The organism is Vibrio sp. 10N.247.311.47 (assembly GCF_041467535.1).
GTDB classification, from domain to species: Bacteria; Pseudomonadota; Gammaproteobacteria; order Enterobacterales; family Vibrionaceae; genus Vibrio; species Vibrio crassostreae_C.
Genome location: NZ_JBFSUR010000010.1, coordinates 37,300 through 58,217 on the forward strand (window position 1 = coordinate 37,300; position 20,918 = coordinate 58,217).

Annotated in this window: 15 protein-coding genes; 6 read left to right on the top strand and 9 right to left on the bottom strand. The window is 46.1% G+C overall.

The window, feature by feature from the left end; genetic code table 11:
- Window positions 1-307 precede the first annotated feature (307 nt).
- Together AB6E51_RS08895 and AB6E51_RS08900 are read left to right on the top strand one after the other, a co-directional pair.
- The gene (locus AB6E51_RS08895; RefSeq protein ID WP_372057938.1) at window positions 308-1,225 is read left to right on the top strand and encodes an ABC transporter ATP-binding protein; all 918 of its coding nucleotides are present in this window, start codon (window positions 308-310) and stop codon (window positions 1,223-1,225) included.
- Window position 1,226: 1 nt separating this feature from the next.
- On the top strand, window positions 1,227-1,997 hold the full coding sequence (locus AB6E51_RS08900) for an ABC transporter permease (RefSeq protein WP_010435987.1): 771 nt from the start codon (window positions 1,227-1,229) through the stop codon (window positions 1,995-1,997).
- Window positions 1,998-2,083: 86 nt separating this feature from the next.
- On the opposite strand, the gene panC is transcribed toward AB6E51_RS08900, so the two are convergent.
- The 7 genes from panC to sfsA all read right to left on the bottom strand — a co-directional run bounded on the left by panC (window position 2,084) and on the right by sfsA (window position 8,222).
- Entirely contained in the window at window positions 2,084-2,974 is an 891-nt protein-coding gene (gene panC / locus AB6E51_RS08905; protein ID WP_017059434.1) for a pantoate--beta-alanine ligase, read from the bottom strand.
- Between the two features lie 8 nt (window positions 2,975-2,982).
- A complete protein-coding gene (gene panB / locus AB6E51_RS08910; protein WP_372057937.1) occupies window positions 2,983-3,777 on the bottom strand; it encodes a 3-methyl-2-oxobutanoate hydroxymethyltransferase in 795 nt (264 codons plus the stop codon).
- 22 nt (window positions 3,778-3,799) lie between these two features.
- Complete coding sequence (gene folK, locus AB6E51_RS08915) at window positions 3,800-4,285, bottom strand: 2-amino-4-hydroxy-6-hydroxymethyldihydropteridine diphosphokinase (RefSeq protein ID WP_004735459.1); 486 nt, start codon at window positions 4,283-4,285, stop codon at window positions 3,800-3,802.
- Window positions 4,282-5,637 (bottom strand): polynucleotide adenylyltransferase PcnB, encoded by a 1,356-nt coding sequence (gene pcnB, locus AB6E51_RS08920; protein WP_372057936.1) that lies wholly within the window; start codon window positions 5,635-5,637, stop codon window positions 4,282-4,284. The genes folK and pcnB overlap by 4 nt, the downstream gene beginning before the upstream one ends.
- A 183-nt stretch (window positions 5,638-5,820) precedes the next feature.
- Window positions 5,821-6,696 (bottom strand): tRNA glutamyl-Q(34) synthetase GluQRS, encoded by an 876-nt coding sequence (gene gluQRS / locus AB6E51_RS08925; RefSeq protein ID WP_017068882.1) that lies wholly within the window; start codon window positions 6,694-6,696, stop codon window positions 5,821-5,823.
- A 218-nt stretch (window positions 6,697-6,914) separates the two neighbouring features.
- The gene (dksA, locus tag AB6E51_RS08930; protein WP_017059430.1) at window positions 6,915-7,361 is read right to left on the bottom strand and encodes an RNA polymerase-binding protein DksA; all 447 of its coding nucleotides are present in this window, start codon (window positions 7,359-7,361) and stop codon (window positions 6,915-6,917) included.
- A 135-nt stretch (window positions 7,362-7,496) separates the two neighbouring features.
- A complete protein-coding gene (gene sfsA, locus AB6E51_RS08935) occupies window positions 7,497-8,222 on the bottom strand; it encodes a DNA/RNA nuclease SfsA (protein ID WP_017066814.1) in 726 nt (241 codons plus the stop codon).
- 34 nt (window positions 8,223-8,256) lie between these two features.
- On the opposite strand from sfsA, the gene hrpB reads away from it, so the two are divergent.
- The 4 genes from hrpB to acnB all read left to right on the top strand — a co-directional run bounded on the left by hrpB (window position 8,257) and on the right by acnB (window position 18,384).
- Window positions 8,257-10,755: an ATP-dependent helicase HrpB gene (gene hrpB / locus AB6E51_RS08940; protein WP_372057935.1), complete on the top strand. Its 2,499-nt coding sequence runs from the start codon at window positions 8,257-8,259 to the stop codon at window positions 10,753-10,755.
- On the top strand, window positions 10,752-13,151 hold the full coding sequence (gene mrcB / locus AB6E51_RS08945) for a penicillin-binding protein 1B (RefSeq protein ID WP_372057934.1): 2,400 nt from the start codon (window positions 10,752-10,754) through the stop codon (window positions 13,149-13,151). The genes hrpB and mrcB overlap by 4 nt, the downstream gene beginning before the upstream one ends.
- Window positions 13,152-13,189: 38 nt before the next feature.
- Window positions 13,190-15,523, top strand: a complete 2,334-nt coding sequence (locus tag AB6E51_RS08950; RefSeq protein ID WP_372057933.1) for a patatin-like phospholipase family protein — start codon at window positions 13,190-13,192, stop codon at window positions 15,521-15,523.
- Between the two features lie 272 nt (window positions 15,524-15,795).
- Window positions 15,796-18,384 carry a bifunctional aconitate hydratase 2/2-methylisocitrate dehydratase gene (gene acnB / locus AB6E51_RS08955; protein WP_017072021.1) on the top strand — a complete coding sequence of 863 codons (2,589 nt, stop codon included), beginning with the start codon at window positions 15,796-15,798 and terminating at the stop codon, window positions 18,382-18,384.
- Between the two features lie 101 nt (window positions 18,385-18,485).
- Here acnB and AB6E51_RS08960 read toward each other — a convergent pair whose 3' ends face one another.
- Complete coding sequence (locus AB6E51_RS08960) at window positions 18,486-19,619, bottom strand: glycerate kinase (protein ID WP_017059424.1); 1,134 nt, start codon at window positions 19,617-19,619, stop codon at window positions 18,486-18,488.
- Between the two features lie 16 nt (window positions 19,620-19,635).
- A complete protein-coding gene (locus AB6E51_RS08965; RefSeq protein WP_017059423.1) occupies window positions 19,636-20,901 on the bottom strand; it encodes a GntP family permease in 1,266 nt (421 codons plus the stop codon).
- Window positions 20,902-20,918 lie beyond the last annotated feature (17 nt).

The window sequence follows — 20,918 nt, forward strand, 5'->3', positions numbered from 1 at the left end:
CTGATATGAATAAGCCATAGACGCTCACTTCAAGACTGATCATTAATGCCGTTAAGTGAATCACTTAGCGGCATTTTTATATTTATTGAACGTTGATTTAGTCTTCACGTAGCCAAGACGCTTATTTGTTTTCGAAAGAAACTCTCACACGATATTTGTATTAATCGTCAATCAACGATAAACTTGTTTGCAAAATGGCCGAGTTAACAAGTTTGGGTTAGTTTTCTGCTAGCTCGTTTTAAGCATTACTCTCTTCCTCAAGCTCGGTCGTCTACATCTTATCTATAGCAAATGGCAGTCTATCTCTATGTATGCATTAGAAATTGAGCAATTAAGAAAAACTTATGCTGGGGGCTTCGAGGCTCTTAAGGGCGTTAGTTTACAAGTAGAAAAAGGCGACTTTTACGCACTACTTGGTCCCAATGGTGCGGGTAAATCAACCACCATTGGTGTTATCTCTTCACTGGTAAATAAAACGTCAGGCAAGGTTAAAGTGTTCGGCTACGACATTGATACCGATCTGGAATTGGCGAAGCAGAACTTAGGCCTTGTGCCTCAAGAGTTTAACTTTAACCCGTTTGAAACCGTTGAACAGATCGTGCTGCAACAAGCGGGTTATTACGGCGTGCCAAAAGTATTAGCGAAAGAGCGAGCGAAAAAGTACCTATCTCAACTCGATCTGTGGGAAAAGCGTGGCGAACGCGCGCGTAACTTGTCTGGTGGTATGAAGCGTCGTTTGATGATCGCGCGTGCATTGATGCATGAACCTCATTTGTTGATCCTTGATGAACCGACAGCAGGCGTTGATATTGAACTACGTCGTTCAATGTGGGAATTCCTAAAAGAGATCAATGAGAAGCAGGGCATTACCATTATCTTGACCACGCACTACCTAGAAGAAGCAGAAATGCTGTGTCGCAACATTGGTATCATCAATCGCGGTGAGCTGATTGAGAACACAACAATGAAAGCGCTGTTGGGCAAATTGAGTGCTGAGACCTTTATTCTGGATCTGGAAGAGGGCACGACTGAACCTAAGCTTGAAGGCGTGAATAGCCAAGTGATGGTCAATGGCTCGCTAGAAATCGAAATCGACAAGAACCTAGGTTTGAATACCATCTTTGCTCAATTGAGCGAGCAACAGGTTAAAGTCCTCTCTATGCGTAACAAAGCAAACCGTCTAGAAGAGCTATTTGTGAGTATCGTCCGTGAGGGGAGTAAATAATATGTACAGCCTATATTGGACCGCTTTCTGCAGTTTGTTGACCAAAGAGATCAATCGCTTTACTCGTATCTGGGTGCAGACTCTGGTGCCGCCAGCGATTACCATGACGCTTTACTTCATCATCTTCGGTAACCTGATTGGTGCGCGTATTGGTGAAATGAACGGCTTTAGCTACATGGAATACATTGTTCCCGGTCTGATCATGATGTCGGTGATCACCAACTCATATTCCAACGTTGCTTCATCGTTCTTTAGTGCCAAGTTCCAGAAGAACATTGAAGAGCTGCTTGTAGCGCCTGTTCCTAACTACGTGATTATCGCCGGCTTCGTAATGGGTGGTGTGGTTCGTGGATTGCTAGTGGGTACCATAGTAACCTTCGTGTCGTTGTTCTTTGTCGACTTACAAGTTGACCATTGGGGCGTGATCATTGCGACGGTATTTTTAACGTCGGTAGTATTCGCTTTGGGTGGCTTGATTAACGCGGTATTCGCACGCACGTTTGATGATATCTCTATTATCCCAACCTTTATCTTAACGCCGCTGACGTACCTTGGTGGTGTGTTCTACTCGATCAGTCTATTGCCTGAATTCTGGCAAGGTGTATCGAAGTTGAACCCTATCGTGTACATGGTTAACGCGTTCAGATATGGCTTCTTGGGTGTGTCTGATGTGGGGATCGTGACGTCGTTTGGCGTACTAGGTGTGTTTATCGTGCTGTTGTATGGCATTGCACACTACCTAGTGACAAAGGGTATTGGCTTACGTAGCTAACCTTTGGTTCATCTAAGTAACAGGTAAAGAAAAAGGTCGATATAACATCGACCTTTTTTTTGTTTTGCGTTAAGAGCAGAAGCCGACTATTCAGTCGTTTCTTCTTTCACTTCTTCTTTGGTTTCCGTTACCAAATCGAGAACTTGGTTATCGATAAGACGCGTCTTACCTAGGAAAGCCGACATTAGAATCACTGCTTGAGTTGATTCTGAAGTGATCGCTTGCAGAGTTTTAGCATCACAAATGAAGATTTCGTCAGGTTGAAGATCTGCAGCGCGTAGCTGGTCAGTAGCATCTTCAATCACTGATGCGTAATCATCGCGACCACCACGAATAGCGCTGCTGATCCAGCGCATAGTACGCGCTAAAACGGGCGCTCGTTGGCGCTCGTCAATCGTTAGGTTGCTATTGCGAGAGCTCATTGCCAAACCATCCATTTCACGAACGGTCGCAACGCCGACAACTTCAATGTCTAATGCTAAATCAGTGGTCATCTGGCGAATAACAGCAAGTTGCTGAAAGTCTTTCTCGCCGAAGCATGCAAAGTCTGGCTGAACGATATTAAACAGTTTAGTGACAATGGTTGATACACCACGGAAGTGACCTGGACGAGAGGCACCTTCAAGCATGTGAGATATGCCAGGGACCTCAACAAACGTCTGCTTGTCTAATCCATCTGGGTACATCACCTCTGGCGTTGGTGTAAATACTAGCTCAACCCCTTCACCTGTTAGTTTGCTTAAATCTGCTTCTAACGTTCGAGGGTAGTTGTTTAGGTCGTCTGCACGGTCAAACTGCATTGGGTTTACAAAGATGCTTACCACAACGATGTCGGCCAGTTCACGAGCTTTCTTTACCAGAGTCAGGTGGCCTTCATGCAGGTTTCCCATTGTCGGTACAAAAGCAACCGTACGTCCATCACGCTTAAACTGTTTAATCTGCTCACGAAGAGCCGCTATTTCAGCAAAAGTTTGCATACTTACTCCTAAGCGATTGTATGAGCTTCATCAGGGAAGCGCGCGCTCTCTACTTCTTCTTTGTATAGAGCTACTGCCTTACGCATATCACCTGTTTCTGCTAGGAAGTTCTTAGAGAACTTCGGCATGTAGTTCGCAGAAATACCGAACATGTCATGCATAACCAAGATCTGACCATCGGTAACATTACCTGTGCCGATACCGATAACCGGTACGTCACAAGCTTCTGTAATTCGTTTTGCCAATGAAGCTGGCACACATTCAAGTAGAACGATTTGAGCGCCTGCGTTTTGCAGTGCTAACGCGTCAGCAACCATTTTGTCGGCTTGCTCGTCGTCACGACCTTGAATCTTGTAACCACCAAAAATGTTCACAGACTGGGGCGTCAAGCCTAAGTGTGCACATACTGGTACTGCACGTTCTGTTAGCATCTTCACAGTATCAACCAACCAGCTTCCGCCTTCGATTTTTACCATGTTCGCACCAGCACGCATCAAAGTCGCTGCGCTCTCACAAGCTTGTTCTGGCGTCGCGTAGCTCATGAAAGGCATGTCAGCCATAAGAAGACAATTTGGGCTACCAGCACGCACTGAGCGAGTATGGTAAGCAATGTCTTCAACGGTTACTGGTAATGTATCGTTATGGCCTTGTAAAACCATACCCAGTGAATCACCGACAAGCAGAACTGGCATTTCTTGGCTTTCGAATAATTGAGCAAAGCTCGCATCATAAGCTGTCGAAGTCGCAAATTTACGGCCTTCACGTTTGCATTTGATCAGGTCGTTAATGGTTACTTTTTTCATTGGTTTTCCTTAATGCGCTTGGCTATTGTTGCCAAACATTGAGCCCGTTCTTATCTACTATTTTCAGTAGTTCTGTCAGCTCAGTCCCATCAGGGAGTTGTAAACTTGGTGCGATTTCAGCAAGCGGGTAGAGTACAAACTCTCGTTCTTTCATTCCATAATGAGGAACGATTAAGCGCTCTGAATCGATCACCTCATTGCCGTATAGCACAATGTCGAGATCCAAGGTTCTTGGTCCCCAACGTTCGTCTTTACGGACGCGCCCTTGCTCTAGTTCGATCTTTTGAGTGCAATCAAGCAGTTCAATTGGCGTTAATTCGGTTTGGATAGCGACTACCGCGTTGATGTAGTCTGGTTGATTTTGCGGTCCCATTGGAGTGCTACTATATAGCTGAGAGGTCGCAATAAACGTTGATCGCGGTAGGCTTTTTAGCGTTTCGATAGCCAAATTTGCTTGGCTAACTGGGTCGGCAAGGTTGCTGCCGACCGCAATGTAAGCAGTTATCATTCTGATTGCTTACTCTTTTTGTTTCGGTAAGTCTTACGGCGACGATGGCCTGACTTTGATGGTGCTGCAACGTCGTTAGCCATTGCTTGACGCATGTTACGACCTGCAGTCTGATAACGCTCCCACCATTTTGTTAACTCTTTGGTTTCGCCACCTTCAATCTCACCACGCATTTCTAGGAAATCGTAGCCTGCACGGAATTTGTTTAATTCCATTAGACGAACAGCGCGTTTACCGTTGCGACGAGGCAGTCGAAGTTGCAGTTGCCAAACTTCGCGAATGGTTGCTGTGTGACGACGAGGAATCGCGATAGACTTTACTTGCTGATCTAGAATGATGTTACTCGCTTCCATGATCGCATCGTAGTGTGCCATACCCTGTTCAGCGACAAGTTTGTCTGCCAGCTTGTTCATTGGGTACCAAAGCATCGCTGCGAACATGAATGCTGGGTTTACTCGCTTACCATCTTCGATGCGAAGGTCGGTTGAATCGAGAACCAAATCAAGCATCTGCTCTGTGTGAGAGTCATAATCTTCGGTGAAGTGCTCAGCTACCGCTGGGAACATCTGTTGGAATAGATTGTACTCGCGCATCAGGTGGTAGGTTTCTAAACCGTGACCTGATTGCAGTAATTTCAGAGACTCTTCGTAAAGGCGCGCTGCTGGGATATCTCTTAGAAGGTGAGCTAACTCTTCAATCGGGTCAGCCGTGTCTTCTTCGATGTCGAAATCCAGTTTAGCGGCGAAGCGCATTGCACGTAGCATACGTACTGGGTCTTCGCGGTAACGCGTTTCTGGATCGCCAATCAGGCGGATCAGTTTATCTTCTAAATCTTCTACACCACCCGCGTAATCGTGGATGCTGTAGTCTGCAATGTTGTAGTACATCGCGTTGATTGTGAAATCACGACGCTCTGCATCTTCATCAACACTGCCGTACACGTTATCGCGAAGTAGCATGCCTTCTTTCGATTGTGCAGAAACGTTCTTCGATGGTTCTTGGTGGTGACCACGGAAAGTTGCCACTTCAATGATGTCGCGACCAAACATGATATGTGCCAAGCGGAAACGGCGACCGATAAGACGACAGTTTCTGAAGAGGTGTTTGATTTGCTCTGGCGTTGCGTTGGTCGCAATATCAAAATCTTTTGGCTGAGAGCCTAATAAGATATCGCGCACACCACCACCGACTAGAAATGCGTCAAAACCCGCACCATTCAGGCGATATAGCACTTTTAGTGCGTTGTCGCTGATCTGCTTGCGTGAAATATTGTGCTCTTGACGAGTATAAATATTCAGAGCTAATTCGTGGAATCCGCGTTGTTCGCTTGGGGTATTGTCGTTTGTATTCATTAGTTTAGAACAAAGTAGGTATCGCCAACTTTGTTTTTCTCTTAGTCCAAAGTGGTAGTGCAGAGTTTAATTGCGGCTAATAATAGCTTAGCGCGAGCCATTTGAGAACATCGTCTGCTTAACCACAGTGGTTGGTTATGGCATTTTTATGTGTCGTTTTTGCTATTTGCCGTGAGTTTCGAGCTAATTACAGTGCTCTTTTTGTAAACTATCAGGTAACTGACTGACGTTCCATTGCTGGCAGCCCCACAATAAAATCTCATCCATTGAAGCCTCACAAAGAGCCGTCGGGATATCAAAACCTAAGAATCGCATCGCGTTGAGTAACGTTGGTTTTGGGTTGTCGAGATCTATCGCGGTGGCATGGTTCTGTTTTGACAGTTTATTCCCCAAGCCATCGGTTGCCAATGGTAAGTGCAAGTAGCTCACTGTTTTTTGCTTGAGCGTCTTATACAAACTGATTTGTCGACCGGTGGGTTCTATCAGATCTGCGCCTCTTACGACTTCTGTTACTCCTTGTTCGATGTCATCAAGGACAACGGCCAAGTTATAGGCAAACAATCCATCTCTGCGTTTAATAATAAAATCTTCTACAGCTAGTGCTTTAGGGATTTGAATGGTGCCGTGGCGAACATCATCAAAGGACTCTACTGGAAAGTCCATGCACAAGCGCACCGCCTGTTCACCTGAATCGATTAGGCCTACATCTCGACAGTGACCATTGTAAAAGCCGCCCAAAGCCTTTATCTGCTTGCGGGTGCATTGGCAGTAGTAGGCTTGATTGTCAGCAACCCATTGATCGATTTGAGCTTGATACAAGTCATGACGTTGGCTTTGATAGACGACTTCACCATCCCAAAATAGATGGTAAGCCTCAAGCGTCTTAAGAATGAGGTCTGCAGCGCCGGCCATTTCTCTTGGTGGGTCGAGGTCTTCCATACGAACTAACCATTTTCCTTGGTTAGATTTCGCTTGAAAGTAGCTACCAAGAGCAGCAACAAGTGAGCCAAAATGAAGAGGACCTGACGGTGATGGTGCAAAGCGCCCAATATAATTCATGAGTGAACAACCTAATCTAAATGGTACCGCAGTAGCCGATTCTTAAGACGTTTGACAAGAGCTTTAATGCCTAGAACTAAGCTTCAATCTATAGAACAAGGTTTGATGTATAGAACTAAGGCTTAAAGCTGCTATTTACTATCAAGCGTGTGAAATACTTCGCTTGGATAACAAACAAAAAAGGGAGCCAAGGCTCCCTTTCTTTACATCTGCAAGAATTAACCTTGCATCTGTTTTTCTTTGATCTCTGCAAGTGTTTTACAGTCAATACAAAGATCAGCAGTTGGACGAGCTTCAAGGCGACGAATGCCAATCTCGATACCGCAAGAATCACAGAAGCCGAAATCGTCTTCTTCGATCTTGTCTAATGTCTTCTCAATTTTTTTGATAAGACGACGTTCACGGTCACGGTTACGTAACTCTAAGCTGAATTCTTCTTCTTGAGAAGCACGGTCAACTGGGTCTGGGAAATTCGCTGCTTCGTCCTGCATGTGGTGCACAGTACGATCAACTTCTTCCCTGAGCTGGTTGCGCCAAGCTGCTAAAATTTTTGTAAAATGTTCCGTTTGCTCAAGTGACATGTACTCTTCACCTGGCTTCTCTTGGTACGGTTCAACACCTGCGATGGCTAGGATGCCTAGCGCTTTTTTCTTAGATTCTGGCATACAGCATCTCCTATTTACACCTAGTCAACTGCAAAGCAGCTAATTTTAAGGCGGGTATCTATAGCAGAAAGAACGAATGGTGGCAAATACTCTTATTCAAACTTGCTATCAATGTGATTAGTTCAGCATCTTTGCTTAGCTATTGATAAATTCAACAGCTTGTTTTAGTTGTATTTGAGTACTGCTGAGCTCTGCTTTATAGCAAAGCACTTCAACTCCAGCGTCTTGTGCTTGTTTTAGTAATAACGAATATTTGGCGTCTATATGGTGTGCCGCAGACACTTTTTCAATACCTGAATGTAAAACAGTGAATAAAAGTACGGCTCTATTTCCAGATTCGACCATTTCTGTGAGTTCACGCAGATGTTTTTGGCCTCTGGTTGTGACCGCATCAGGGAAAAAACCTTGCCCTTTAGTTGACGTTTCTTGCTCGTCGAGCAAAGTGACGCTTTTCACTTCGATATAGCAAGGCGGCTTTTCGTTATCTTCAAGCAGAATATCAATGCGACTATTCTCACTGCCATATTTCACTTCGGTTCGTAACGCGTTATAACCTAAGAGTTCAACTATAGTCCCATTTTCAATTGCTTCCACTGCTAGCTGGTTTGCCCGCGCAGTATTTACACAAATACGATGACCTTTGTCTGTTTCTGAAATCTCCCAGCTGTTTGGGTACTTTCTCTTTGCATTATCGGAGGTTGAGTACCACACCGTATTGCCAGGAGTCGCACATCCTGTCATCGCTCCAGTGTTAGCGCAGTGGATAGTGCGCTCGCTACCGTCTGGAAGTTGGATGTCAGTGAGAAAGCGTTTATAGCGTTTAATAAGAGTCGCTGGCTCTAATGGAGGATTGAAGTGCATATTACTTATTTAGACAGGTAGGTTTTTATGTACAATGTTGCCAACATTACACCACAAGGTTCTCCCATTGCCACAACTGCCCATAGAAGCTGTGATGCCAGATCTGCTCGCTGGCGTAGAAACACACACTCAACTTATTCTAAAGGCCGCTCCCGGTGCGGGTAAGTCAACATTCTTCCCTTTACAGTTAGTTAAGACCAACGCCGTTCAAGGCAAAATCATCATGCTTGAACCGAGGCGTTTGGCTGCAAGGAATATTGCTACTTACTTAGCGAGCCAATTGGGAGAAAAGGTGGGAGAGAGCATTGGCTTTAGAGTTCGTGGTGAATCTAAAAGCAGCAGTGCGACTCGCTTAGAGATTGTTACTGAAGGGGTCATGACAAGAATGATCCAAACCGACCCTGAATTAACTGGGGTTGATATGGTGATCTTTGATGAATTTCACGAGCGCAGTATTCACGCCGATACCGCATTGGCGTTTAGCTTAGAGATCCAAGAGGCGTTGCGTGACGATCTGAAAGTGGTAGTGATGTCGGCAACTTTAGATCAACAAGCGCTACAAACTTTGCTACCGGATGCCAAATACGTTGAATCACAAGGTCGCACCTTTCCGGTCGATTTCCGTTATCAGCCTCTTAGTGCAAATGAATATCTAGCCCCTAAAATGGCTAACGTGATTCGTTCGCTGATGGAGAAAGAGTTAGGCTCACTTCTGGCCTTTTTGCCGGGCGTTTCTGCGATTAAGCAGGTGGAATCTCAACTAGAACAATTCGCCAATGATATCGATGTGTGTCCTCTGTATGGGCAACTCAGCTTTTCTCAACAGCAGAAAGCGATCGCGCCATCAGAGAAAGGGCGTCGAAAGGTGGTGTTAGCGACCAATATTGCTGAGACTTCTTTGACGATTGAAGGTATTCGATTGGTGGTTGATTCCGGGCTTGAACGTGTGGCGAAGTTCGATCTGAAAACCGGTATTACTAAGCTTGAGCAAGTGAAAATCTCGCAATCTTCAGCTGAACAACGAGCGGGCCGTGCGGGACGAATTGAAGAGGGCTTGTGCGTTCGTTTGTACAGCGAAACGCAGCTGATGCAGCAACCAGCTATACCAGAACCTGAAATTCTTCATTCTGATTTGTCTTCGCTGGTGTCTGAATTGACGCAATGGGGCGCTGCGAGTGCTGATGAACTGCAATGGTTAGACGTTCCACCCAAAGCTTCTATCGGGCAAGCCAAGCAACTCTTACAGACTCTTGAATTGTTAGACGATAATGGTCAATTTACGGCATTAGGAAAACAGGTCCAACGTTTAGGTCTAGAGCCTCGTATTGCCAGCATGTTGGTTAAAGCGCAGCAAGGTAGTCCTGCTCTGTTGAATGTCGCGATTGTTGCTGCTGCTTTGCTGGAAGAGCCGGAGCGCAATGTGACGGATATTCAACACTCTTTGCATCGACTTAAGCAAAGAAAACATTCCAAAAATAGCGTTGTGATGCAGCGAGCGAAAAGTCTCGCGAGCAAACTCAATCATCACTTAGATTTGTCACAAGCTGACGAATCATTGCTACCATTAGTGCTTTGTTTTGCCTTCCCAGACCGGATTGCACAAGTGAGAAGCGCGACCAGCAGTGCTTTCCTTTTGGCGAATGGCCACGGTGCTGAGGTTCGTGATGATGATCCACTGGCGAACAATAACTATATCGTAGTGATTGATTTGATGCGCAGCACAGGGCGAGCCAGTCAGATTTTCTTAGCCACCGCGGTTGATATCGCACAGTTAGAAGCTGAATTTCCAAAACTGTTTGTGCGTTCCGATTACGCCGATTGGGATGAGAAACGTGGCCGTTTAGTTGCTGAGCAGCGTGTATCTCTGGGCAAGTTGATTATCAGCACCAAAGCTTTACCTGATCCCGATGCGAATCAGGCGAGCCAAGCGCTGCTCAATTATGTCGCTCGATGCGGGCTGGATCGCTTAAATTGGACAGCTTCGGCTAAGCAGTTGGTTGAGCGTGTGCGCTGTGCAGCACTTTGGATGCCTGAGCATGATTGGCCAGCGATGGACGATGCGAGTTTGATTGAACACCTTGATGAGTGGCTATCTCCCTATCTGAATGGCATTAAGTCGGCAAAAGGACTGTCTAGTGTTTCGATTGAGCAAGCATTGTCGGCTTATCTTGGTTGGCCTTTGAATCAAGAAATCGACCAATGGTTGCCAACGCACTATCTGATGCCAACAGGCAGCAAGAAGGCCATTCGTTATCAATATCAATCTGAACCAGTGATCTCAGTGCGAATGCAGGAAGTCTTTGGCGAACAAGACTCGCCATTGATCGCGCAAGGGCGTAAAAAAGTAGTGCTTGAGCTCCTTTCTCCAGCACAGCGACCACTACAAATTACTCAAGATTTAGCTGGCTTTTGGGCTGGCGCGTACAAAGAAGTACAAAAAGAGATGAAGGGCCGTTACCCAAAACATCCTTGGCCGGATGACCCTGCTAACCATGTAGCAACCACTAAAACCAAACGACAGTTGAATCGATGATGACCAAAATGTTAACGCCAAAAAAGGCACCACCTAAAAAAGCGCCAGCAAAGAAGTCACCAGCGACCAAAGCCAAGCCAAGAAAACCAAGAGCGGCTGCGAAAAAGACCAAACCTAAGGCTAAGAAATCTGGCAAAAGAGGTTGGTTGAAGATCCTATGGGGCATTTCTTGGAAAGCTGGCTTGGCACTTGCTGCATTGCTGTTGTTCGTCGGTATTTATCTTGATTCAGTGGTCAAGCAGCGTTTTGAAGGTCAGTTGTTTGATTTGCCAACCGTGGTTTATGCGCGAGTACTGGACCTCTCTCCGGGAACTCAGGTGAGTTTGGTGCAGGTTAAGAATGAGCTGGATGTACTCAATTATCGTAAGGTGAACGCCCCTCGTCACCCTGGCGAATACTCTTCTTCCTCAACCAAGATTGAAATGATTCGTCGCCCGTTCGAGTTTGTCGATGGACCGGAAGCGGATCGTCATGTGATGCTGCATTTCAACGGTAACGAGTTAACTCGTATTCAGTCGCTAGAGAAGAAAGGCGACATGGGGTATCTGCGTGTTGAACCGAAAATGCTTGGCATGCTTGAAAAAAGCAGCGATGAGCAGCGTCTGTTCTTAAAACGTAATCAGTTCCCTGAGGTGATGGTTGATGCATTGCTGGCAACCGAAGACCGAAATTTCTATCAGCACGATGGGGTATCGCCACTGGCAATCGCTCGTGCAATGGTGGTCAATGTAAAAGCAGGGCGAACCGTACAAGGTGGCAGTACGTTGACGCAACAATTGGCAAAAAACCTGTTCTTATCTAGCGAGCGCACATTGTGGCGCAAGGTTCGCGAAGCCTATATTGCACTTATCTTGGATCATCGTTACAGCAAAGATCGCATCTTAGAAGCCTACTTAAACGAGGTTTATCTTGGGCAAAATGGTGGGCAAGCGATTCATGGCTTTGGATTAGCATCTCGCTTGTACTTCGGGCAACCGATTCAAGAACTCCGAATCGATCAACTAGCACTGCTGGTCGGCATGGTCAAAGGACCTTCGTATTACAACCCGGTTCGTTACCCTGAGCGAGCGAAGACTCGACGTGATTTGGTTCTACGTTTGCTGATGCAACAAGACATATTGACGCCGAAACAGTACGAAGAGGCGGCGAGTCGTGATTTGGATATTCAAGACAACCCACGCATTGCTAGCCGTCAGCCCGCTTATTTCCAACAAGTAAACATTGAGCTTAAGAAGTATGTCGGCGATCGATTTGAGGCGAAAAAAGGGATTCGAGTCTTTACCTCTCTGGATCCGGTATCTCAAGACAAGTTAGAGAAGTCGATTGCTCGTAAGGTGCCTGATTTATCGAAAACCGCAGGTAATAAGCTGGAAGCAGCAGCTATTGCCGTGGATAGAAATACCGGTGAAATCCGGGCGATGGTCGGTGGTAAGCGTACTGGCTACGATGGCTTTAACCGTGCCTTGAACGCGAGTCGCCCAATTGGTTCTTTGGTCAAGCCTGCAATTTACTTAACCGCACTAGAGCAGCCTCAGAAGTACACGTTGGCGACAACATTGAAAGACACGCCACTGAGCTTGAAAGGCAGTAAAGGTAGCGTGTGGAGCCCGAGAAACTTCGATCGTAAGTTCCGTGGCGATGTGCCTTTGTATGTGGCGCTTTCTAAGTCTTACAACGTACCTACTGTTCGTTTAGGCATGCAATTAGGCATTGATAGTGTCTCGGATACGATTGGAAAACTGGGGGTCGATAAAAATGAGATTCGCCCAGTGCCGTCGATGTTTTTGGGTTCGTTCTCACTGACTCCGTTCCAAGTTGCGCAGATGTATCAAACCATTACCAATTCTGGGCGTATAGCACCTTTGTCTGCGCTTCGCTCAGTTGTTGATAACGATGGCGAGGTTCTGTATCAGTCGATCCCTCGTGTATCACAAAGCGTTGACCAGCAAGCCGCTTGGCTTACAACCTATGCAATGAAACGTGGCGTGTCGGAAGGCACGGGCCGTTTCCTACAAGGTCAGTTTGCATGGGCAGGGTTAGCTGGTAAAACTGGCACTAGTAATGACAGCCGAGACAGTTGGTTCGTGGGCGTAGATGGTCGCGAAGTCACTACCATCTGGCTAGGGCGCGATGATAATAAGCCGACTAAACTCACGGGCTCTAGTGGTGCGCTACGTGTCTATGCCGATTATCTGAAACATCGAACTCCAGAGCAGTTACTGTTGCCTTGGCCGAATGGCATTACGACGGCAAGTTTTACTCGAACTTCTCAAGGGGCTTTAGAGTTTGACTGTGACGGTACGGTTAAACTGCCGGTTTGGGATGAGAATGGAAACATTAAAAAGGGTTGTGAAAGTCAACCAAAACAGTGGCTAAAAAAGCTTTTTCAGTGGTAAAGTCGTAAAAGAAAAGAATGACAAGGATAGTTTAAATAATGATTTCTCGTTGGATAGTGAGCAGCTTAGGCATTGTCGGTACTGTGATCAGTTTTCAGCTGTTTGCATCGACTGTGACACCGGTGGAACAATCTCAGCAAGCTGGACAAGCTCATAAAAGACCAACCGTTGCTGTTGTGCTTGCTGGTGGAGGAGCCAAAGGAGCGGCTCACATTGGTGTACTTAAAGCGCTAGAAGAGATGCAAATTCCGGTTGATTACATTACTGGTACTAGCATGGGTTCTTACGTTGGTGGGCTTTATGCGACAGGGATGAGTGCTGATGAGATTGAAAGTTTTATTTATACGGTTGATTGGAATCGCGGCTACCGTGATCGTGTTAACCGTAGTGATCGCCGAGTACGTGACAAAGAATATGAAGACCGTTACCAACTGAACACCGATCTCGGTTTAGGTTGGGGCGAAATCAAAGCTAGGAAAGGCGTGGTTCAAGGTCAGAATATGTTGCGTATTCTGCGTGAGACCACAGGTAACCTATCTCCACTCGACTCTTTTGACCATCTTGCTATTCCCTACCGTTCAGTCGCAACCGACATTATTGAGCTTGAAGAAGTGGTCATCGACCATGGTCACCTTGTTGATGCGATGATGGCCAGTATGTCAGTTCCCGGAGCGCTTCCCCCTTATGAATTAGATGGCCGAATGCTGGTTGATGGTGGTGTCACCAATAATATGCCAGTCGACGTTGCTAGAGCGATGGGCGCGGACATCGTCATTGCGGTGGATATCAGTACCAATTACAAAGGCAAAGAAGACTTCACGAATTTTCTAGCGGCAGCTGACCAACTCTCGAATTATTTGGTCCAACGCAGCACTCAAGAGCAAGCTGAAACACTGACTGATGATGATGTTTTCCTGCGCCCTGATGTTGGGCAAATGGAGACGACTGACTTTGATAAAATGCCATCGGCTTTCCTCGCGGGCTATGAAGCCGCTAAGCAGCATACTGATGAACTTTCTAAGCTATCGCTCTCAAATGCCGATTATCAGCATTATATCGAGGACAAACAAAAAGCACGCAGACAGCTGAAACATGGCGATAAGACTGTCGTCGATAGGGTTGTCATCAACAACAACACCCACTATTCAGATAAGTTGATCGAAAACCGCTTAAATCTCGATTCTGGTGAGGTTTTGAAAACCAGTGAAATCGAATCTAAAGTGAAAGATCTCTATGCACTGGATAGATTTGAGTTGGTCACTTATGAATTTGACAACGTTGACGGTGAAGATCAACTTCAAGTCGATGTGAACGAAAAGTCTTGGGGCCCAAACTACCTCAACTTTCGATTCTTTCTTGAAGATGATTTCTCTACTACCAGTCAGTACTCGATCGGTGTCTCAGCCAACTTTACCGATATTAATAAGCATGGTGCAGAGCTAAGAACTAACGTCGAGATGGGTACTGACAAACGAATTGAAGCGGAACTTTACTCGCCCTTCTTTTCGAGTCAAAAACTGTTCACTTCTGCATCGATTGTTTACAGTAAGGAAAACAGAAATTTGTCCGTGGTTGAGGGGGAGGTTGGAGAACCGACATTAGAAGCGACTACAGACTATGTCCCACTGATTTATAGTGAATATGTCGGTGAATTGGCATTAGGCTATCAACCGACGTTGTGGCAAGAACTGAAATTTGGTGCTCGTTATACTGATGGGGGTTTGGAGGTTTCTTCGCTACCATCTTTTGGTAACGGAGCGTATACACGTATAGGCGGGTTTATTAGTTATCGACTCGATACTTTAGATAATTTTAGTTTGCCAACGAAAGGTTACTTTGTCGATTTAGAATATCTTGTTTCCCATGATGACTTTGAGGACAACACGTCTGGAGATACCCCGGATCTAGGGTCTGAAAGCGATACTGTTTATGAGTTTTCGGCTAATTTCATGGCAGCAAAGAGTATTGAGAAGCATACTTTAGTCGCAAAGCTTGATTACGGAATTGTAGAAAGTAAAAACTCTGTTTTTCCAATCGACCCCAAAGAGCTTGGTGGCTTCTTAAACCTGTCAGGTATTCCAAGGAATAGTATGATAGGTCAGAACTTGGCCTACACCAGCCTTATCTATCGTTATAAGTGGTTTGAAAATGACTTCGGCCTCTTTAAATCACCGTTCTACGTAGGTGCATCCATAGAACATGGTGGTGTTTGGTCGAACAATGATTTAACCATTGATGAAGCACCAATGTACACCGCAGGTTCTGTTTTTGCTGGTGTTGATTCGCCAATAGGACCGATCATTTTGGCTTATGGCCGAACTGAAGATAACTATGATTCGGTCTATTTGATTGTCGGTACTTCCTACAAATAATCATGCGTAGAGTAGCCATTTAAGTGCGTAATTAGGCAAAAATAGTGGGACTTTCGTCTTAACTTGCTATGTTGGTCAAAATGATAAGATTTTAATTTAACGTTAAATTTGCTATTCTACCGCCCACAGTTTGGCCTCTATGACGCCGCTCATCAATACAAATTGAATGACAAAAATGGCAATGGAGAGCCAAGTTTCCAAGGATGTTCACTTCTTTATTTTACTAACAATTATGAAGGGAAGAAGTGAACCGCAATGAGAGGAAAAAAGTCGTGCTTGAAGCCTACCGTAAACACGTCGAAGAACGTGCTGCCGAAGGAGTTGTTCCAAAACCACTAGATGCTGAGCAGGTAGCTGGCCTAGTTGAACTTCTGAAGAATCCACCTCAAGGTGAAGAAGAAATCATTCTTGACCTACTAGAAAATCGCATTCCACCGGGTGTAGATGAAGCTGCTTACGTAAAAGCTGGCTTCCTTACGGCTATCACTAAAGGTGAAGTAGCTTCGCCACTAGTAAGCAAAGCAAAAGCTGCAGAACTGCTTGGTACCATGCAAGGCGGTTACAACATCGAATCTCTAGTATCTCTACTAGACGATGCTGAGCTTGCTCCAATCGCTGTTAAAGCGCTATCTCATACTCTACTGATGTTCGATGCGTTCTATGACGTAGAAGAGAAAGCGAAAGCTGGCAATGCTGCTGCACAACAAGTACTTCAATCTTGGGCTGATGCTGAATGGTTTACAGCGAAAGATAAAGTAGCAGAAAAAATCACAGTAAAAGTATTTAAAGTCACTGGTGAAACGAACACCGATGACCTATCTCCAGCGCCTGATGCATGGTCACGTCCTGACATCCCAGTACACGCGAAAGCGATGCTGAAGATGGAACGTGATGGCATTACTCCTGATGAACAGGGTAGCGTTGGTCCAATCAAACAAATTGAAGAAATGCAAAAAGATGGCATTCCACTGGCTTACGTTGGTGATGTTGTTGGTACAGGTTCTTCACGTAAATCGGCAACAAACTCAGTACTTTGGTTCATGGGTGAAGATATCCCATTCGTACCAAACAAGCGTACTGGCGGTGTTTGTCTTGGTGGTAAAATTGCACCAATCTTCTACAACACAATGGAAGATTCAGGCGCACTACCCATTGAACTGAACGTACAAGACATGAACATGGGCGATATCATTGATATCTACCCGTACGAAGGTGTTGTTCACAAGAACGGTTCTGTGATCTCAAACTTTGAGCTAAGCAAAGTACTTCTTGATGAAGTGCGTGCTGGTGGCCGTATTCCACTGATCATCGGTCGTGGTCTAACGGGTCGTGCTCGTGACGCTCTAGGTCTAGCTGAAACGGATCTGTTTGCTAAACCAATCGATCCATCTGCATCTGATAAAGGCTACACGCTAGCTCAGAAGATGGTTGGTAAAGCATGTGGCGTTGAAGGTGTTCGTGCTGGTCAGTACTGTGAACCTAAAATGACGACAGTCGGTTCTCAAGATACGACCGGTCCTATGACTCGTGATGAGCTTAAAGATCTGGCGTGTCTTGGTTTCTCTGCAGACCTTGTAATGCAGTCTTTCTGTCACACATCGGCATACCCTAAACCAGTCGATGTAAACACTCACCATACGCTACCTGATTTCATCATGAATCGTGCGGGTGTTTCACTTCGTCCGGGTGATGGCGTTATCCACTCATGGCTAAACCGTATGCTTCTTCCTGATACTGTAGGTACAGGTGGTGACTCGCATACTCGTTTCCCTCTAGGTATTTCATTCCCTGCGGGTTCTGGCTTGGTAGCATTTGCTGCAGCAACAGGCGTTATGCCTCTTGATATGCCTGAATCTATCTTGGTTCGCTTTAAAGGTGAAATGCAACCGGGTATCACGCTACGTGACCTAGTACATGCCATTCCTCTTTACGGCATCAAGCAAGGCCTACTAACGGTAGAGAAAGCCGGTAAGATCAACGAATTCTCTGGTCGTGTACTAGAAATTGAAGGTGTTGAGCACTTATCTGTTGAGCAAGCATTTGAGCTTTCTGATGCATCTGCTGAGCGTTCTGCTGCAGGTTGTACCGTTAAGCTTTCTGAAGAGTCTATCTCTGAGTACTTGAACTCGAACATCGTGATGCTGAAGTGGATGATCGCTGAAGGTTACGGTGATGTTCGTACGATTGAGCGTCGTATTACAGCAATGGAAGAGTGGCTAGAGAACCCTGAGTTGCTATCTGCTGATTCAGATGCGGAATACGCGCACGTTATCGAGATTGATCTTGCTGACATCGATCAACCAATCCTATGTGCACCAAACGATCCAGATGATGCTCGTCTTCTTTCGGACGTTCAAGGTACTGAGATTCAAGAAGTGTTCATCGGTTCTTGTATGACCAACATCGGCCACTTCCGTGCCGCTGGTAAGATGCTAGAAGAGTTTAACGGCTCGCTAAATACTCGCCTATGGGTGGCTCCGCCAACGAAGATGGATAAAGACCAACTGACAGAAGAAGGCTACTACGGCATCTTCGGTCGTGCTGGGGTACGTATCGAAACTCCTGGCTGTTCACTATGTATGGGTAACCAAGCTCGTGTTGCTGATGCTTCGACGGTTATGTCGACGTCAACGCGTAACTTCCCGAACCGCTTAGGTAATGGCGCGAACGTTTATCTGGCTTCTGCTGAGCTTTCTGCTGTTGGCGCGATTCTAGGTCGCATCCCAACGAAAGAAGAGTACTTAGAGTACGCTGAGAAGATTAATGCAACGGCTGCTGATACATACCGTTACCTGAACTTCCATAAAATGGGTCAGTACACGGAAAAAGCAGACACGGTTATCTTCCAAGAGCCTGCGTAACGTCTGATTTTGTTGTAAATATAATTAAGGCCGCTGTGAATAGCGGCCTTAATTGCTTTTAGCATACAGCGAAAATTGCTTTTAGCTTACAGAGAGCTCGATTAGTGCTTAATCGTATACATTGCTGCAACATTGCGAGCAGTAAGTTCAATATTTTCAGCCGCTTCAGCCAAAGCTGTCGGCAAGTCTACTGAACGGTTCACTACCGCAAATACCGCGTCGATACCATGCTCATGAACCACACCACAATCACTGGCTAGACAGCCGGCAATACCGATGACAGGCAGTTTATGTTTTTTGGCTGTGCGAGCGACACCAATCGGTGTTTTGCCATGAATGGTTTGGCTATCAATGCGCCCCTCTCCTGTAATCACAAGATCAGCATCTGAGACTATTTCATCTAAATTGACGGCGTCCATTACGATGTTAATACCAGGGCGAAGCTCCGCATTTAACAGGCCAACAAGTGCCGCGCCTAGACCGCCTGCCGCGCCAGCACCAGGGAGATCAATGACATCGACGCCTAACTGGTTTTTCATGATACTGGCATAATGAGCAAGGTTAGCATCTAACAGCTCAACCATTTCTGGTGTTGCGCCTTTTTGCGGACCGAATACCTGTGATGCCCCTTTTGGTCCGCATAATGGATTATCGACATCACAAGCGACCTCTAAGCGTACGTTTTGTAGGCGTGGGTCGAGGTTGGTGAGATCAATGGTTGTCAGTTTTGACAGTTCACCACCACCAAACACCAGCTCGTGACCCTCTGCATCTAGCATACGAATGCCTAGCGCTTGAGCCATTCCTAAGCCACCATCATTGGTCGCACTACCACCAATGCCAATAATAATATGCTCAACACCTTTATCTAATACGGCTTTGATTAACTCACCCGTACCATAGGTAGTGGTTTTTAGTGGATTACGTTGTTCTGGAGAGACTAAATCTAGGCCGGAAGCGGCCGCCATTTCAATAATGGCAGTTTTACCGTCACCGAACATACCGTAGAAGCCTTCGACAATTTCACCTAATGGACCAATCACTGGATGTTGGATGATAGAGCCATTGGTCGCATCCACCAGAGATTGTACTGTGCCTTCACCACCATCAGCCATTGGTAATTTTACGTATTCGGCGTTTGGTATTAGCTGTTTAAAGCCATCTTCAATCGCTTGAGCAACGCCCATTGCTGATAGGCTTTCTTTATATGAGTCAGGAGCAATTACAATTTTCATTTTGATACCTTTAAACTTAAACAAACAGACCAAATACACCGAAGATCATTACTGAGACGAAGGCGATAACAAGACCGACCGCTGACTCATAAGGGATGAGTTTTAGACGTTCATGAATACTCATATGTACCGCACCACCCGTGGCATGGAAGAAGCTACCATGTGGCATATGGTCAAGTACTGTCGCACCAGAGTGGATCATTGCTGCGCCTGCGAGAGCTGGAACACCTAGCTCAAGAATGGTGCTGGCAAATACATTCGATGCCACTACTGTTCCGGCAGTTGTCGATGCGGTTGATAGTGCCATCAGTGCGCCAGAAAACGGAGCAAGTAAGTAAGAAGGCAGCCCAGACATCGTCAGCACTTCAATCAGATCAGCTTTTAGTCCTGAGTTAGCAATGATGCCTGCAATGGTTCCTGTGCCCAGTAGCATTACAGCAACCGGTGCCATACGTGACAAGCCTGAAACCGCAAAGCTATTGGCTTGTTTGAAGCGACCCATAGCCAGTGCACCCAGCAATCCACCCAAGGGTAATGCAATTAGAGGATCAACATTGATATCAGCGAGTGGTCGCAGCGCGAGTAGGGCAATAGCCACTAACGGTGCAACGATTGAAGAAGAAAAGCTTGGCAGTGAACTTTGATCCGCTTTGACCACTTCACTTTCCGCTACTTTTGAACCTTTATTGACGAGGCGCTTTGCCAAGAAGTAGGCGAAAAGCAGCCCAAATAGACCCGGAATCACGCCTGCAGCCATCACAGAGGTTAACGGAACATTGAACGCATCAGCCGCCGCAATGGCATTTGGGTTAGGCGACATGACATTACCTGCTTTACCGCCGCCCACCATCGCCAAAAGGATCGCGGTTTTAGAAAGGTCTGCGCGGCGAGCAATAGCCAGTGCAATAGGAGAAACCGTGATAACGGCCACATCAACGAAAACGCCAACAGCGGTTAAAATCATGGTCGCAATGGCAAGAGCAAGTAAGGCGCGAGTTTCGCCTACTTTTTTGATGATGGATTCTGCAATCGAGGTAGCCGCCCCTGATTCAATTAGTACGCCGGCCAACACACCAGCGGCGAGAATTCGCATCACTGAAGTGACGATCCCTTGGGCACCACCTATCATTAACTCAACGGTTTCGGTGAGAGAAACGCCGCCAACCACGCCGCCAACCAAAGCACCGATGATCATGCCGTAGGTGGGTGGCACTTTTTTAAGAATGAGCGCGATAGCAACAATCAATGCTGAAAGTGCGCCAAGAGTTGAAACTTCAATCATGTTCTATTTCCCAGATA

What these genes read in the sequence shown, in the direction of transcription:
- AB6E51_RS08895 (WP_372057938.1), top strand. Translation starts at nt 308, where the DNA reads ATGTATGCATTAGAAATTGAGCAATTAAGAAAAACTTATGCTGGGGGC.
- AB6E51_RS08900 (WP_010435987.1), top strand. Translation starts at nt 1,227, where the DNA reads ATGTACAGCCTATATTGGACCGCTTTCTGCAGTTTGTTGACCAAAGAG.
- panC (WP_017059434.1), bottom strand. Translation starts at nt 2,974, where the DNA reads ATGCAAACTTTTGCTGAAATAGCGGCTCTTCGTGAGCAGATTAAACAG.
- panB (WP_372057937.1), bottom strand. Translation starts at nt 3,777, where the DNA reads ATGAAAAAAGTAACCATTAACGACCTGATCAAATGCAAACGTGAAGGC.
- folK (WP_004735459.1), bottom strand. Translation starts at nt 4,285, where the DNA reads ATGATAACTGCTTACATTGCGGTCGGCAGCAACCTTGCCGACCCAGTT.
- pcnB (WP_372057936.1), bottom strand. Translation starts at nt 5,637, where the DNA reads ATGAATACAAACGACAATACCCCAAGCGAACAACGCGGATTCCACGAA.
- gluQRS (WP_017068882.1), bottom strand. Translation starts at nt 6,696, where the DNA reads ATGAATTATATTGGGCGCTTTGCACCATCACCGTCAGGTCCTCTTCAT.
- dksA (WP_017059430.1), bottom strand. Translation starts at nt 7,361, where the DNA reads ATGCCAGAATCTAAGAAAAAAGCGCTAGGCATCCTAGCCATCGCAGGT.
- sfsA (WP_017066814.1), bottom strand. Translation starts at nt 8,222, where the DNA reads ATGCACTTCAATCCTCCATTAGAGCCAGCGACTCTTATTAAACGCTAT.
- hrpB (WP_372057935.1), top strand. Translation starts at nt 8,257, where the DNA reads ATGTTGCCAACATTACACCACAAGGTTCTCCCATTGCCACAACTGCCC.
- mrcB (WP_372057934.1), top strand. Translation starts at nt 10,752, where the DNA reads ATGATGACCAAAATGTTAACGCCAAAAAAGGCACCACCTAAAAAAGCG.
- AB6E51_RS08950 (WP_372057933.1), top strand. Translation starts at nt 13,190, where the DNA reads ATGATTTCTCGTTGGATAGTGAGCAGCTTAGGCATTGTCGGTACTGTG.
- AB6E51_RS08960 (WP_017059424.1), bottom strand. Translation starts at nt 19,619, where the DNA reads ATGAAAATTGTAATTGCTCCTGACTCATATAAAGAAAGCCTATCAGCA.
- AB6E51_RS08965 (WP_017059423.1), bottom strand. Translation starts at nt 20,901, where the DNA reads ATGATTGAAGTTTCAACTCTTGGCGCACTTTCAGCATTGATTGTTGCT.